Annotated in this window: 14 protein-coding genes; 4 read left to right on the forward strand and 10 right to left on the reverse strand. The window is 57.6% G+C overall.

All coding sequences use genetic code 11. From position 1 onward, the window contains the following. The first annotated feature begins 161 nt into the window (after positions 1 to 161). Positions 162 to 332, forward strand: coding sequence for a type II toxin-antitoxin system HicB family antitoxin (locus VG146_13825; GenBank protein ID HEV2393425.1), 171 nt, complete (start codon positions 162 to 164; stop codon positions 330 to 332). 268 nt (positions 333 to 600) lie between these two features. Here the strand turns inward: VG146_13825 and VG146_13830 are convergent, their stop codons facing one another. Then, positions 601 to 864, reverse strand: a complete 264-nt coding sequence (locus VG146_13830) for a TnsA endonuclease N-terminal domain-containing protein (protein ID HEV2393426.1) — start codon at positions 862 to 864, stop codon at positions 601 to 603. A 122-nt stretch (positions 865 to 986) separates the two neighbouring features. Between VG146_13830 and VG146_13835 the strand changes: the two genes are divergently transcribed. Both VG146_13835 and VG146_13840 read left to right on the forward strand, forming a co-directional pair. Continuing rightward, positions 987 to 1,685 (forward strand): DUF433 domain-containing protein, encoded by a 699-nt coding sequence (locus VG146_13835; protein ID HEV2393427.1) that lies wholly within the window; start codon positions 987 to 989, stop codon positions 1,683 to 1,685. 17 nt (positions 1,686 to 1,702) lie between these two features. Then, the gene (locus VG146_13840) at positions 1,703 to 2,056 is read left to right on the forward strand and encodes a hypothetical protein (protein HEV2393428.1); all 354 of its coding nucleotides are present in this window, start codon (positions 1,703 to 1,705) and stop codon (positions 2,054 to 2,056) included. A 102-nt stretch (positions 2,057 to 2,158) separates the two neighbouring features. Here VG146_13840 and VG146_13845 read toward each other — a convergent pair whose 3' ends face one another. From VG146_13845 to VG146_13875, 7 genes are all read right to left on the reverse strand, one after another. Continuing rightward, on the reverse strand, positions 2,159 to 2,350 hold the full coding sequence (locus tag VG146_13845; protein ID HEV2393429.1) for a hypothetical protein: 192 nt from the start codon (positions 2,348 to 2,350) through the stop codon (positions 2,159 to 2,161). A gap of 53 nt (positions 2,351 to 2,403) precedes the next feature. Beyond that, complete coding sequence (locus tag VG146_13850; GenBank protein ID HEV2393430.1) at positions 2,404 to 4,818, reverse strand: c-type cytochrome domain-containing protein; 2,415 nt, start codon at positions 4,816 to 4,818, stop codon at positions 2,404 to 2,406. Between the two features lie 5 nt (positions 4,819 to 4,823). Further along, the gene (locus VG146_13855) at positions 4,824 to 5,618 is read right to left on the reverse strand and encodes a cytochrome c3 family protein (protein ID HEV2393431.1); all 795 of its coding nucleotides are present in this window, start codon (positions 5,616 to 5,618) and stop codon (positions 4,824 to 4,826) included. Further along, positions 5,615 to 6,481, reverse strand: a complete 867-nt coding sequence (locus VG146_13860) for an SCO family protein (protein ID HEV2393432.1) — start codon at positions 6,479 to 6,481, stop codon at positions 5,615 to 5,617. Before VG146_13860 ends, VG146_13855 begins: the two co-directional genes overlap by 4 nt. A gap of 56 nt (positions 6,482 to 6,537) precedes the next feature. Next, on the reverse strand, positions 6,538 to 7,404 hold the full coding sequence (locus tag VG146_13865; GenBank protein ID HEV2393433.1) for an Ig-like domain-containing protein: 867 nt from the start codon (positions 7,402 to 7,404) through the stop codon (positions 6,538 to 6,540). A 317-nt stretch (positions 7,405 to 7,721) separates the two neighbouring features. After that, positions 7,722 to 8,891: a twin-arginine translocation signal domain-containing protein gene (locus VG146_13870; protein ID HEV2393434.1), complete on the reverse strand. Its 1,170-nt coding sequence runs from the start codon at positions 8,889 to 8,891 to the stop codon at positions 7,722 to 7,724. 105 nt (positions 8,892 to 8,996) lie between these two features. Then, positions 8,997 to 9,539 carry an RNA polymerase sigma factor gene (locus tag VG146_13875; GenBank protein ID HEV2393435.1) on the reverse strand — a complete coding sequence of 181 codons (543 nt, stop codon included), beginning with the start codon at positions 9,537 to 9,539 and terminating at the stop codon, positions 8,997 to 8,999. Positions 9,540 to 9,646: 107 nt separating this feature from the next. On the opposite strand from VG146_13875, the gene VG146_13880 reads away from it, so the two are divergent. Beyond that, complete coding sequence (locus VG146_13880) at positions 9,647 to 9,826, forward strand: hypothetical protein (GenBank protein HEV2393436.1); 180 nt, start codon at positions 9,647 to 9,649, stop codon at positions 9,824 to 9,826. A gap of 7 nt (positions 9,827 to 9,833) precedes the next feature. Here the strand turns inward: VG146_13880 and VG146_13885 are convergent, their stop codons facing one another. Further along, positions 9,834 to 12,605, reverse strand: coding sequence for a PAS domain-containing protein (locus tag VG146_13885; GenBank protein HEV2393437.1), 2,772 nt, complete (start codon positions 12,603 to 12,605; stop codon positions 9,834 to 9,836). Continuing rightward, positions 12,602 to 14,002: a sigma-54 dependent transcriptional regulator gene (locus VG146_13890; GenBank protein HEV2393438.1), complete on the reverse strand. Its 1,401-nt coding sequence runs from the start codon at positions 14,000 to 14,002 to the stop codon at positions 12,602 to 12,604. The genes VG146_13885 and VG146_13890 overlap by 4 nt, the downstream gene beginning before the upstream one ends. Between the last annotated feature and the right edge of the window lie 215 nt (positions 14,003 to 14,217).

Genomic DNA, 14,217 nt, shown 5'->3' on the forward strand with positions numbered 1-14,217 from the left:
CGGCGAAACACCCCCAAAAGACCCAATCCGGCCTACGGCCTACTTGGTACTGCCCCATTCAGTAGCGCTCCTGATCCCTACCCATGGAATCAGAACATCGTTTGATCCTGCTCCCCCTCGCCGCGCCCGCAGCACCAGTTCACTAAGGATCCGGGCGTGTTCTGATCGAACCCGATGAAGATGGTATTTTTGTGGCCGAATGCCCCGTGTTGCCGGGTTGCATTTCTCAAGGGAAAACCCGCGACGAAGCCGTAGTCAACATTCGGGACGCCATTCAAGGATATCTTCATAGTTTGGCAAAACACAACGAAGCCATTCCCGGAGTTCGCTGATTTGCTCTAAGTTGCCGCCGGCTATGGGTCTGCCAGAATTGGGCCGGGTCCATCCGTCCGGTTCTGTGCGCAATCGCGCGGGGTCGCGCGCGAGAATCGGAAGCTCGATTGTGGGTCGCCGGTGTCGCCGGTCGCCGCGTCAATTTTTTGCTCGCCTCATCCGGCCGCGCTCCTAAATTGACTCATGGCCAGACTCCGGGGACCTGGCCTTAGGATTCCCGCGCACGGCCACATTTTTCATGTGGGATGGAGGCGGATTACCAGAAACTCACGCCTGTTTCGTCACCACCAGAAAACTCATCCCACGTTTCCTGCACCAATTCTTTGCCGCCTCATGTTTGCGGATCGTGTCTGAGTTGTTGAGGTAGTGACCACCTTTGATTTCGTGAAGTTCTTTGCCTCCGCTGATTCGTTCGAGCAAAAAGTCTGGGTGATAGCCCCGCACATTGCCTGGTTCCGTGACGTACTGAATCGCAAGGCCGTGATTCTCTGTCCACTTGGCAACCGTGCGATCCCGGTCAAGCTTCTTCATGTATCGTTTTCATTCGGCTGTCCCGGAAGGGTTCGGAATGGAATAAATCTTTCCCGCAACCAGCGCAGCACGTATTGTTCCTGCAAACACGATAGAAAAACAGAGCGCCGTTCAAACCGCACATGAGCCAAATGAAGCCCAACGACCCGCGTGAAATGCCCGCCTACAGCATCGGCGAGGCGGCGCATTATCTGCGCATCCCCGTGGCGACGTTGCGCTCGTGGGTGCGTGGCCGCTATTACCCGACCGGACGTGGCCGGCGCTTTTTCAAGCCGTTAATCGAACTCCCCGACTCGAACCTGGCTTCGCTTTCGTTCGTCAACTTGGTGGAGGCGCACATCCTGGACGCCATTCGCCGCGAGCATGATATTCCGTTGCTCAAGGTTCGCGCCGCGCTCGACTATGTGAACCGTCATTTTCGCGTCCCGCATCCCCTGGCGGACCACAGGTTTCAAACCGATGGCGTGGATTTGTTCCTGTCCTGCTTCGAGAAGCTGATCGCGGTTTCGCAAGCGGGCCAGTTGGCCATGAAGGAAATGCTCGCCGCTCACTTGCGCCGCGTGGAGCACGACGCGGGGGGGCTGGCCGTCCGCCTCTATCCGTTCACCCGCAAGCGTGAGGCTGATGAGCCGAGGATCATCGTCATTGACCCTTATGTTTCCTTCGGTCGCCCCGCGATAGCGCGGAGAGGCATTGCGACGAGCAGCGTCGCGGAACGTTACAAAGCGGGCGAATCCATTGACGAACTGGCCCAGGATTATGACTGCGAACGCGGACACGTCGAAGAAGCAGTCCGGGTTGAACTTGCCCTCGCCGCCTGAGCCACTGGTCTTTTTCATTGACCGCTCTCTTGGCCGCCCTCCGCGCCGCTGGCGCGCAAGTCGAGATTCATGACGATCATTTCCCACAGGATGCACAAGACCGAGCGTGGCTCGCCAACGCAGGCAAGCGCGGCTGGGTCGTGCTCACCAAAGACAAGCGTCTCCGTTACTGCGCAGTCGAGACGGACGCGCTAATGACGGCCAAAGTCCGCGCCTTCGTGCTGACGGCGCGAGGCGATTTGAGCGGTGTGGAAATCGGTCGGATTCTCGTCAACGCACTGCCAGCGATGAGGAAACTTTGCGCAACGGTGTCGCCGCCATTCGTGGGGCATGTGAGCCGCGATGGAAGCGTTTCAATCGTCAAGGGCTGAAACCGGCGCGGTTCGCCTCATCCGTCCAACCGGGTCGAGCGCTCAGCGGCGCGAGCGGGAAAGCGGCGGTCGGCAATTGGGCGTTTCGATCTTTGAAGTCTGTCATCCTTTTCCATTCGTTCCGGCCGCGGGAGGTTGGTTCCATTGTCGAAGGCGGCGTGTTCGCTCGACTTCCTTACTCAACCACAGGATGGCAAGGATGAACCCGAGCAGAACCGCTGCCAGGACGAACCACGGCCAGGTGTAACGAGGCTTGGGTGGTGGCGGAGGCTGGTCTGGCAGAGTGTTCGACATGCCATGAGGTTAAAAGCAATGCCTCGAGGCCGCAAGGATGAGGCGGAGGAGTTTCATGGCAGGCGGCAAGCCAGGGTGGCAAACAGACCCTGGGCATTGAAATTATCCACGCCGCCGCTGCTGGGCTCGTCATAATGATAGAACTGGTATTGCAAACCCACGGTGGTGTTCTTGGCGAGCCGGTGCTGGATACCCGCCTCCAGCGTATGCTGATGGTACTTAATCCCGAGCGGGAGGCTGTCCGGCGCCTGGGTAAAATCCGCAAAAGCGAAGCTATAGGTCAGGATTAAGTCCGTGCTCTCGTTCAGCGCATAATTCCCGCTGACAATCGCCTGATAAATATTGCCCGCATAAGGCACGACCGATGGGCTGCCTATCACCCCCGTAACGGTGCGGGCGTTTTGATAACTAAAGGTTGTCGAGAGGAAGAGCCGGCGCCAGGGCGTCAGGGTGGCATTGAAGCTGGCGATGTGCGCATCGTATGTGGCCGGCGCCACCGCCCCGCCGGGAGAAACGCCTGAGACGGGAGGAAAGAGCCCGAGCGCTACCGGCGCGGTATAAGTGTGGTAATCGTTCGCAAGGTACTGGTAGGACAGCGTGGTTTTGAGCCATGTGGCGGCCTGGTAACCCAGTTTCCCTTCCGCTTTGTTGGAAATCAAGTCGCGCCGGCGAATGAACCCAGGATAGCCTTCATTCAAGATGACCCTTTGTTCGATGTTGTTGTAAACGGTGTTATCATCATAGCGCTGCACCTGGCCGCTCAAGGAGAGCCGGCGCCAGGGTGAGGTGTTAAAACCCGCCCGCAGGTCCTCCTGGTGGTTTGCCTCATCAGCATAGAGAAGAAACGGAGTAAGGCCGCCATCGGTGCTCTCATAACGGCCCAAGTCATTCTCTTGAAAGCGCGCTTCGGCGAACAAAGTCGTAAACGGGATTTTAGTAAATCGAATCCCAAGCTCCTGGCTGAAGGTTCTCTGGTCCAGGTTAGCCAAGTTGGTTTCGTAACCCAAGGCGAGGATATTTGTTCCCAGCAGGGCGGAGGCTAAAGTGCTCGTGCCGGTATCCAGGCCATTTTGCCGGGTCCATTCATTCTGAACCGCCAGCGTAATGCTCAGGCCCTCGCAAGGGCCTAAGAGGCTGCTTAAACTGAACACGTGCGACTCGCGTTCGAGTTCGATGGGCTGGATTTGCCAGCCAGGAAAACCCGAGAAAGCGCCCCCGGGATTATTGAGCAAGGCGGCGTTGTCGTTTTGGACATCCATCGAGCCATCTGCATTGAGTTTGCTGTAGAGATACCCACCGGCGCCAAAGAGCCATTTGGTAAACTGCTTTTCCAAGTGAAGCGTATTCGCCCCTTCGAAATAGGTTTGTCTTTCATTGGCGCTGGTAAGGGCCATGGCGGGGTTTCCCGGGGAATTCGTGAACCCGCTATCATTCAACTCTTCTGAATTCAGCTTGTACCATTCACCGCGGAAACTGTCGCTGATGAGCACGCCGCCTGCTTCGTAATCCGCATCCAGTTTTAATACGTGCACCTGCTCCGAGAGTTGCTTGAACCCGGGATAAATATTGCGCGCGTCCACCCCGTTGCTCACCGGACCCCATTGCAAAGTGGCATCGGTCCCGTCGCGGTAGTCATACTCGTAACCCAGCACGACCCTCGGCAAGCCCGGCAGGGTGAGGCCAAACTCCGTCCAGGCCCGCCCCACATCCAATTGCAAATCACGATTCAACTCGAATGCCGGCGGCGAGAACAAAGGGGAATAGCCGCCCAGGTTGTCGTAATATTTCCGGAATTGTTCCCAGCCAAAGTTGGCGAAGCCCAGGTCGTTCTTCTCCGCTGACAGCGTTAGTTTGTAATCATCGCGTAAGATATGCCCGGCGCTGGTTATTTTTGAGTTCGGTCCGGGCTTTTCCTCCATATGGAAATCTTCCAGACCGCGGTTCCAGCTCTCGTGCTGCCAGTACAGCTCACGAAATTTCCTGGCATCGCCGCGCACGGCCGTTCCGCCCACAACCGGTGTTAACGCCACCTCGATGGGCGGGGCATTTGTGATAGGCCCCCATGCCAAACCCTGATCGATCCACGCCCGCACCAGGGCGACCTGGTTGGAAGTCAGCGGTGTGCCGCGGCCATCGGGCGGCATCTCCATATCGGGCACCAGGCGGGCCACGTAATAAACGAGCGGACTTTTGCCGCTTTTGCCTGGAATGAGGTCAATGCGATGTTCACCCCCTTTGAGGGCGTTCTGGCGGGAAGTCAGGCGGAAACTGCTCTTGGGTTTTTCGTCTGAATGGCACTTGAGGCAGTGGGCTTGAAGGAGCGGCTGGATATCGCGCGTGAAATCGACCGTCTTAGAGGCCGGGGGAGGCAACTTGCTGGGGTCCATCTCGGTGGCAGCGAGCGATGCGCCCGGCAAACAGGCCAGCGCCGCGGGGGCCAGCAGGACGCCCCATCTGATGAAGCCCATGCTCATTAATATCTCAAGCGGATATCGACGTTTGATCCATGCACCGCTGTGTGGCAGCCCGAGGCCCAGCAAGTGCCCATCCGGATAAATGAGGTATGGTCGATGTTGCCAATGAAAACATGGCCGGGAGCAACTCCGGGTCCTTGCGCCTGGGCGTGGCACCTCAGGCAGAGGTTGACATCCCGTTGCACGAGCAACTTAGGGTTAATCGACCCATGCGGCTCGTGGCACACCGTGCAGCCTTCCCGCAGAGCCGGGTGCTCGAAGACAAACGGGCGCGTTTGTTCCCGGTGGCAAGGGGCGCAGGTTTCGTTCAGGCGCGCCATCGCCAGGCCCCCTGCGGGTTTGAGGATGTCCAGCCCATGGGGGTCATGGCATTGGGAGCAACTTACATGACCTTCGAGCAGCGGGTGATGTTGGGGCAGATGAAACTCTGCTTCCGTCGAGCGGTGGCACTCGAAACAGGCAGCCGGATTGTTGCCCGGGTTGACAATGAATTTGCCTCGGCCACCCCCGGTTGCGACATGCAAGCTCCCCGGGCCGTGGCAGGACTCGCACCCGGTCTGGCCGATGGCGCGCGGGTCTTCAAGCCGAATTCGGGCGTGGGCGCTGGTGGGAAATACCCGGGCGATGTTGGTGTGGCACTCTGCGCAAACGCCGTCGCCCACAAACGTCGCTCCAGGAATTTCGGGCGCGCTCTGGAGCGCCAGCGGGGTGGTCGAGCACGAGTTCAGGACCAGCGTGGCTGCGCCGCCCAAAGCCAGCAGCATCCCCGCCGCGATGAGGCGCCCCGCGTTCATGAAGGCCGGTTTGTCACCCTCGCCGCCTTGAGCATCTCGCTGACGATGTCTCCAGTCAGGTTGCCTCCCATCGGGAATACCATTTGCAGATGTCCCTCGGCGTCGATGATTAGTGTGCGGAAATTGTGATTAAACAAACCGTTGTCCTTCTCGAACGTCACGTTCGATAAGCTCGCCAACTCACGAATCTTATCGACCGGCCCGGTCAGAAAGTTCCAATGCTGCGGGTCATAATGGTAGGTCTGACCGTAGGCCTTGAGCACCGGCGGGGTATCGAATTCCGGATCAAAGGTAATTGAAAGAAAATGCCAATTCGTGGGTGCATTCGGGAGGCTCTCTAACTTCGCGCATGCTTCGGCGAAGTTTTTGGACAGACGCGGGCAAAAATCGGGGATAGGACAGCGGGTAAAAAAGAAAGTGATGCCGAGGGCTTGTCCGTGGAAATCGCCGAGCCGGACAGGTTGGCCGAGTTCATTGGTGAAGGCATAGCTCAGCAGCGGATGGCGGGACCGGGGCGGAGCAGGGCGCGTGGTCTCCGGCCGTTGATTGGCTGCGGATTGGCCGGAGGCGGTGCTTACTTTCGCGATTCGATCAATCCAGCTCTTGGTCTCGGTCACAGAAAGCCTGAAGGAGACCAGATCGCCCGGCCCGAGGCCGGCCAATTCATCCGGGTTCTTGACCTTAAACGGCATCGTCATAGCACCCATATAGCCTGCGATTGCCTCGTGAGCGATGACCAGCATGCGGCCATCTTCCTCAACTGCCTTGATAATTCCCTGGCTTGTAAAAGTGCGGAGTGCCGGTTCTTTTGTTGCGGTGCCGGCCACAGATTGCCCCCAGCCGTCTTGTAAAAAGGCGAGCAACAGGCCAGCAATAGCGAGCCGTAACGCTCTGCGAAGGCGCGCTGGTTTCAGAACTCTCAAGGGTTCGGCGCCAGGGTTATAGAATAAAAACTCAACGCACCGGTGGCATTGTTATCGATAAACTGCACGGGACTGCTTGATGGGGTATTGGTCGCAATGGAGCTAAAGAGGGGCAACTCCGCCGAGCGCCGGATCATATAGCTCAGCCCGGGCGTGGCCGTATAACTGAATTGAAAAGTGGTCGAGGAGAGGCGGGCCGGTGAACTGAGCGTGATGGGTCCGGGTGTGAGCACGTGAATAGTGACAACCGTCGAGGTGTTTGTCGCTCCCCTGCTATCGGTGGCGACAGCCTTCAGATTGTGGTCTCCGGCGGGCATATTGGTCACCCCAAAGCTCAAGTTGGTTGGTGGATTAGCCACGGTTCCCAGCAGCGATGTTCCGTCGTAAAAGGCGACTCTGCTGACGGTATCATCCGAATCCGAAGCAGTGGCTTGGATGGCGCCGGTCCAGGGGGCTGCGAACGTCGTATTATTCGCCGGCGCGGTGATCGAGACAGTCGGCGGCACATTGGTCGCCACCGCCTGGACGGTAACCGATGCCGTCATAAAGGGGTGGACTGTGCAATGGTATGGAAAACTGCCGCCCGAAGTGAACGTGTGGGTGAAACTCGCCCCCGCCCCCTCGATGCCGGAGTCCCATAACCCCGTATCGCTTGTGCTGGTGTGGGGCGCCTGGTTGGCCGAGCTGAAGTTCCATTTCACCTGATCGTTGACGTTGATCGTTACGCTCGTCGGGGAAAACGCGAAATCCACCACGCTGACGTTGGCGACGGCGGCTTGGAGGTTTGCGGGATTACAGGCCGCTTGAATGACCAGAAATAACCCCAACAGAAACGGACTTCGCATCGGCTGCTTTGGTTTCATAAGATACATCGCTGTATTGAGGGGATGGGCGCCTGCTCAACCCCTTTCATCTGAGATGCTCAAAAACGCTTTTGGTTCCCCAAATTTGGCTGGCCTCGAAGCCAATGACGCCTCTCACGTTAAAATCCCCCTGACAATCTGGCCTTCCGCGGGTGAATGGAGAATCGGTTTTTGGCCCGGCGGCTCATGGCGGGATGCTGCGCAGAGGCGGCTGGCCGTGTCAAGAAATGGCGATTAGCAACACTAGGGGCCACAATCTCCTGGGCGGGAGGCCCAATCAGAGCAGCTCCCGCCCTGCTAACAGCGTTCTGTCGGCTTCAATCCTCTTTGTTCTCGTTGAGCCTTGCGGCATCTGCTGCTTTGGCTAGCTGGATGAGCACTGCAAAAAACTCAGCCGATTGTCCACGGAACAGCCCGGTGTCCGTCAGAAACTTGACTACGCCCATCGCAGCCCCTTTGGTTTCGGTTGGGCGCACAATCGAGCAGATTGGGAACTTCCGGTCCAGGAATATGGTCGGCTCAGGCATGATTAGGTTTGTCGAGAACTCCTCGCCTCCGAATGGAGGTGAATTCAAATCAGGGAAAACCAGCCCGTTAGTGGGGTCGGTCAGCGGCGGAGCGTTGCCCGCTTTATCATGCCAGGTCTGGAAATGCATGGCCTCAGTGGGGCCAATGCTCAACAGAATGCGCAGCACCTCAGTATGGGTGACTCGTTGCGCAAGTGACGGGTAAAGGCTGGTGCCACCCTGTTCGATCATGGCGAAGTGAAAGCCCGCCGTATTGGCAATCGCCTGGAGGTGGATTGCATCGCTTAAATCCGCGTCGGACCTTGGAATGGCGGGAAACTCGCCTGCCATCAGCCCCGGAACAGCCTGAGGAAAGGCATCGCCGAAGTCTGGGTTCTTGGTGCTGCTTCGGTAGCGAGTCCACCAACTGGTGTCCACGCTCAATTGCATGAGGTTGGTTAGCCGGCCGATTTGCTGCGCGCCCGTCGCCGTGCTGCTCGGCAACGTGCGAAACGGGTCCAGATCGGCCGGTTTCATTCCATGTGCAGCGAGGTAGGCATTGATGAACTCGAAATGGGTGAATTCGTCCTCCGTATTGTCGTGAACGTACTGGGGCATGTCAGAATCCAGAACTTGCAGCGCAGCCGTGTAAGCCGCATTTCCGCTTCCGCCCGGAACTTCGCTGTCCTGGACGCCGCCCAACTCGTTATATTGTTGCCATGCATCAGTCTCCAGGATTTCTGCCGCAGCCAGGAATCGCAGGATGGCCGCGTCTCCCGGTGTGAGCCCGCCCCTCGCTTGGGCCTTGTTGGGCAAAAGACCCACCGCTGCTGCGCCAGCGCCGGCAACCAGTCCCTTTTGCAAAAAGGAACGCCGGCTAAAGGAGCCTCGCAAAGCGCTGCCAGGCTTGTGGGTGTTCTTCTTGTCCCGCATCGGGAACCTATTAGGTAATGACTCTTTTGTTTGTTTTGCGTCGTTCATAACTTTGTTTTTCCTTTTTTGGAGGCCAGTTCCAGGTTCGCCAAAGAGTAAGAAGCCCCAGTGAGGAATTGGTTCCCCAAAAAGCAGCGGCGCCCGCACCCGCACCTACCGGCTGCCTGCAGCCGTCATAGGCACCAGGATTTTCTGCAGCTTGGCAATGCCACGAGCAACTCTGGATTTGACCGTTCCCAGTGGAATATTCAAAATCCGGGCTATCTCCTTATGCGGACAATCTTCCAAATAGAAGAGCGCCAATGGTGCGCGAAAGGTTTCATCGATTTTCGCCATAGCGCCCAGCACACTGGCAGCGTCTGAATGGCTGGCTTCCTGAACTGAAATCCATGCCAATTCGGGATCAATCTCATCCAGTTCGCACTGGGGGAAGCGGGTTTCTTTGCGCTTTGCCTGCAAGAAGGCTCGGTGCAAGGTCGTGTAGAGCCAAGCCCTGACCTTGGATATATCCCGCAACTGCTGACCTTTAGCCGCCCATTTATAAAAGGTGTGCTGCGTCAAATCGCAAGCGTCGGCTTCTGAACGAGTGAGACTAAATGCGAACCGGTAAAGAGACCGATAGTACCGCTCCACTATATCTTCAAAATTCAGACTCCTGGTGCTGCTGCTTTCTTGGCTCAAATGCTCTGTTTCCATTTAAGTGTCCTCCGCTTGCGCGAGCGCGGTCGTCGCTTGCAACTCGCCGTTTTTGCCCATACCTGCTCGGCATGCCGTTTGCGTTATGAGGCTTGCAAGCAACCACAATGCCAGCTCTTGTACCCGGCATTTGCGGCGGAAATATTGCCCTTTGGAAACAGCGCAGGTTTGGAAGCGAACCGGTTTCGGACCAAAACATGGCCGGCGGTCCATTAGCGGACCGGATTGGCTGGCCGGCCCAGATCACTCGCTGGGGCACCGCGGAAGAAAGGACGGACTCGAATTAGCAATGTCTCACGCGAAAGTGGACGGCTCAGAACCCGCCGGGGATGAAGCGTTATCATGTTCGACGCGATTGGCGCGCAACGAATCCGCGACGACATTCAAAAGTTGCTCGAGGCGGAATGGTTTTGTGAGAAACCTGGCAGCCCCAGCCGGCAGTCGGTCCTTGCTGCTATCAAAGGTACCGCTCATAAGGACCACCGGTAGGTCTGGCAGTCGGGAGTGCAGTTTCTCCACCAGCTCCAGACCATCCATCACCGGCATCGCAACGTCGGTCAGGACCAGGCGAACTTCCCGCTCACGTCGCGCCAGTAAGGCGAGACCCTCCGCGCCGTTGGCGGCGGTTAGAACTCGATAGCCTTGTTCTGTAAGGGTAGGAGCCACCATTTCGCGCACCGATCGGTCGTCGTCAATGAAAACGATCAATTCCCCGTGACCGGATTTCATGGTGGATGATTCCGGCAGCGTGGCCTCTCGGCTGGCGGCCACTGGTTCGGCGCGCGGCAGATAAATCTCGAAAGTCGTGCCTGTGCCGACCTCGCTTTTTACGCTGATAAAGCCCTCATGATTGCGCACGATCCGCGCGATCGTCGATAGTCCAAGGCCAGTCCCTTTACCTGGGGCCTTCGTCGTAAAAAAAGCATCGAAGATTTTAGGCAATGACTCGGAAGGGATGCCTGTGCCGGTGTCGGAGACCAACAACATCACAAATGGCCCAGGACGCGAGCCCGGAATCTCCGTCGTGTCCTCAGGGCCGAGTTTGACGTTATCCGCCGCCAGAGTGAGTTGGCCGCCCTTTGGCATCGCGTCTCTTGCATTGACGCAAAGGTTCAGAAGAGCCTGGTGCAGTTGGGTGGCATTGCCCAGAACGGGCCACAGATCGGAAGGAACCAAAGCTTGAACCGTAATGGCCTTAGGCATTGTTTGCCGCAGGATGTTCTCCATCTCTCCGATGAGCCGGCCAACTTCCAAAATCTCGCGCTCACCGTCGCGGCCTCGGGCGAAGGTCAGCACCTGGCGGACCATGTCCGCGCTGCGATGGGTGTTGGTTTCCATCACAGAAAGCATTTGGCAAATATCGGGTTCCGAGACCTTGTTGCGAATGAGCTGAATGCCCATCAGAATTGGCGAAAGCGCATTATTGAGGTCGTGTGCCATGCCTCCTGCAATGGCGCCGATGCCGTCCATGCGCTGTGCGCGAAGAAACTCCGCCTCAATTCGCTTCTGCTCCGTCACGTCCTGCACCGTTCCCACCATCCGTGTGGCGCTGCCGGTCACATCGTGGAAAACTTCGGCCTGCTCCCGCACGATTCGAGCCTCGCCATTGGGAAGGATTATCCGATGCTCAATGCTGTACTGTTCCCCAGCCTTAAGGGAACGGCGTACGGCTAGGTCAACCTTTTCCCGGTCTGCCGGATGGACCCGCTCCAGGAAAGCTTCATACGTGGGGTCGAACTCCTGCGCAGTTAGGCCGAAAATCGAGTAAACCTCTGCCGACCAGTGCAATTCATTGGACGGAACATTCCACTCCCAATTGCCCAGACGGGCAATGCGTTGGGCCTCACGCAGACTCGCCTCACTGCTGCGCAAGGCCGCTTCGGCGCGTTTGCGCTCCTCTAATTCATGGGTTCGCTCCGCGATACGCTCCTCCAATGCCGTATGCGAGACCCGAATGCGCTCGGCCATGGCATTGAACGCGTGCCCCAGTCTCCCGAGTTCATCATGACCGCGCACCCGCACCTTAGCCGCATAATTGCCACCCTCGATTTCGGTGGTCCCCGTCACCAGTTCCCTGATGGGCACTGCCAAACTTCGGGAAATGAGCCAGCTCAGCATCAGGGCGCAAAGAGACGCAATGATGCCGGAGATGAGAATCTTGCGGGTAAAACGTTGCTTCTCAGCGGCCGCGTCAGCCAGCGAATACAGACAGACCTGGTAAGCTGGCGGGAAACCGGCTCCGGTGCTGAGCGCCTGGCAATAAACTTGATGCGGGGCATCTCCCACGCGGATTGTGAATTCGCGCTGCGGACCGGTTCCCGTGCGAAGTTCTGCGCCGACCGCTCGCTCCACACGGTCCAAAACGTTGCTCGGAATAGACGAGGAGTACAACCGATCATCCAGCCAGATAGCACTCAAAATTGGGTTGTTGTGGCCCGCGCCAGGAAGCGGGAAACCCACCCCTAAAACACCCAATTTTTGGCGCTCTACCTGGTCCACTATAGGAGTGAACACCATCTCACGAATAGCTTTCTTGCCGAGATCGTTCTCGGGCGCCAGGTAGCCTACTTGCGCCTGACTTCCGTTGCCTGCCAACGCCCCGACAGCTTCCACCTGCTGAGCAATGCGCCTTAACCCCTCTAGAGAGAATGGCAGTTTGACCTGGGCGCCCGGGTACAGGAGACCAGCCTTGCTGTTGAGAAAAAAATAGAAACCCCTCGTCCCATTCGTGTGGGGGCCGGGCATAGCGGCCATTACGTCTGAAAGTTGATCCAGGCCATTCTGGTAAAGGTCATCTATATCCCCCTGGTCCGGCTGGCCCTGGCCGGCATTTTCCATGGCAGCGAATACGCGGGTGCTCGCAGCGGCGGCAGATACCCGCTCCTTTATCGGTTCCAAACGGGCTTCGCGCTGTTGCAGAAAGGAATCCACCTGAAATCGAAACGATTGCTGAAAATGGTGTTCGTAAGAAAGGCTGACCAGGTTCTCTGTAATGAGCAGGGTTGTAGCCGTAACCCCCACCACAAGGACCATCATCGCCAAAAGGAGCTTGAGCCGAAATGTCATTGCGAAGAGCTTGCCGCTTGCCGCAACTCGGGCCATTTCTCAAGCCGGCGCAACAATGCCTGGTGGGTCAGCCCCAGCCGGGCCGCGGCCCGGCGAATGCCTCCGTTCTCGCTGGCCATGGTTTGGGCTATCAGCTCATATTCCTGTTGCTCCAAGGGGGTGAGGGAACGGTGGGCTGGTGTTGAATTCACGAATGCGGCGGCGCGGCCACTCCCTGGCGCGGCTATCCCAGGCCCACGGAGCCACTCCAAGTCCATCGAAAGCTCGTGCATAGCTGGGTCCGTTCGCAACAGCGAACGCTCAAGCAGATTGCGCAACTCACGGATGTTCCCTGGAAAGGTATGCCCTCTCAGGGCCTGAAGGTCTTGGGCTTTTAATGAAGGTTGTGGGCGCTGATACTTCTCACAGAGGTGGCTCAACAGTGCCTTGGCTATCCCCTCCAGGTCCGAAAGGTGTTCTCGTAATGGCGGCATCCGAATCCTGAAGACATCCAGCCGGTACATCAGGTCCTCACGAAACCGGCCGGCGCGCACTTCGTCTGCCAGCGAGCGATTGGTGGCGGTTACCACCCGGCCCTTGAATTGGCAAAGAGTCGTCCCACCCAGCGGGCGGTACTCGTGAGCCTCAAGAAATCTCAGTAATTTGGATTGGAGACCAAGCGGAATTTCCGACACCTCATCCAGGAAAAGAGTGCCGCCCTGGGCGGTCTCAACTAAACCGCTGCGGCGCCGATCGGCCCCAGTGTAAGCCCCCTTTTCACTGCCGAAAAGCTCTGCCTCGAACATATCAGCCGGAACATTCGCGCAGTTCAAAGGCACATACGGCGCGCTCGAAGCCCCGGCGCCAAAAGTGAGCTGATGCAGGACACGCGCGGCCAGGTCCTTGCCAGTGCCGGTTTCGCCCATGAGCAAAACCGTGGCATTGGCATGCCGGGCCGCCTGCTGAAGTTGGACGACAAGTTCCCGCATCTTCGGCGAATCACCAAGCAATGTGTCACTATCGGATTGGAGCGCCGGACGCGCGAGGCGGAGCTTGGCGCGACGAAGCAGGGCGGAGAACGCGCTCGCATCCAGGGGTTTAGTCAGATAATCGAACAGCCCGTTTCGCGTTAACTGCACGGCCTGGGATAATTCGGGTGCGCCGGTGATCATCACTACGACGCTGGCAGAACCGCGTCTGGCTAGTTCAGCATAAAAATCGTACCCCGTTCCATCGGGCAGACAGTTGTCCAGGAGGACAACGTCAAACGACCGCTGGGCAGTCTGGGCCCGCGCCGCTTCAAGGCTGTGACAGACCATTGCTCTTCCACCTTCCTCGGTGACGAGTTTTGCCAGCATCGAGGCAAAACCGATGTCATCGTCCACCAGCAGACAAGAAAACTGTTCAGCAGTCGGCATCACTATCAGACAAACACATTGACCTATAGAAACCGCACTATGCACCAGGATACGAAATCAAACCAGAAAAAACCCACTGCCATCCCACAGGAAGTTGAAAAAAATGGTTGGAAATTTTGGTAAAACCTGCCACACGGCAGGCAAATGAAAAAACAAAAAACTCCAACCGCGTCAAAATTCACCATTGTCCGCCAGCTTTGCAACTATATTCCGAA

Source organism: Verrucomicrobiia bacterium, from assembly GCA_035946615.1.
Lineage (GTDB): Bacteria > Verrucomicrobiota > Verrucomicrobiia > Limisphaerales > UBA8199 > DASYZB01.

Excerpts from the sequence above, each read along its gene's own strand:
- VG146_13875 (HEV2393435.1), bottom strand. The coding sequence starts at position 9,539 with ATGGAAACAGAGCATTTGAGCCAAGAAAGCAGCAGCACCAGGAGTCTG.
- VG146_13830 (HEV2393426.1), bottom strand. The coding sequence starts at position 864 with ATGAAGAAGCTTGACCGGGATCGCACGGTTGCCAAGTGGACAGAGAAT.
- VG146_13855 (HEV2393431.1), bottom strand. The coding sequence starts at position 5,618 with ATGAACGCGGGGCGCCTCATCGCGGCGGGGATGCTGCTGGCTTTGGGC.
- VG146_13835 (HEV2393427.1), top strand. The coding sequence starts at position 987 with ATGAGCCAAATGAAGCCCAACGACCCGCGTGAAATGCCCGCCTACAGC.
- VG146_13885 (HEV2393437.1), bottom strand. The coding sequence starts at position 12,605 with ATGACATTTCGGCTCAAGCTCCTTTTGGCGATGATGGTCCTTGTGGTG.
- VG146_13850 (HEV2393430.1), bottom strand. The coding sequence starts at position 4,818 with ATGGGCTTCATCAGATGGGGCGTCCTGCTGGCCCCCGCGGCGCTGGCC.
- VG146_13870 (HEV2393434.1), bottom strand. The coding sequence starts at position 8,891 with ATGAACGACGCAAAACAAACAAAAGAGTCATTACCTAATAGGTTCCCG.
- VG146_13890 (HEV2393438.1), bottom strand. The coding sequence starts at position 14,002 with ATGCCGACTGCTGAACAGTTTTCTTGTCTGCTGGTGGACGATGACATC.
- VG146_13865 (HEV2393433.1), bottom strand. The coding sequence starts at position 7,404 with ATGAAACCAAAGCAGCCGATGCGAAGTCCGTTTCTGTTGGGGTTATTT.
- VG146_13880 (HEV2393436.1), top strand. The coding sequence starts at position 9,647 with ATGCCAGCTCTTGTACCCGGCATTTGCGGCGGAAATATTGCCCTTTGG.
- VG146_13845 (HEV2393429.1), bottom strand. The coding sequence starts at position 2,350 with ATGTCGAACACTCTGCCAGACCAGCCTCCGCCACCACCCAAGCCTCGT.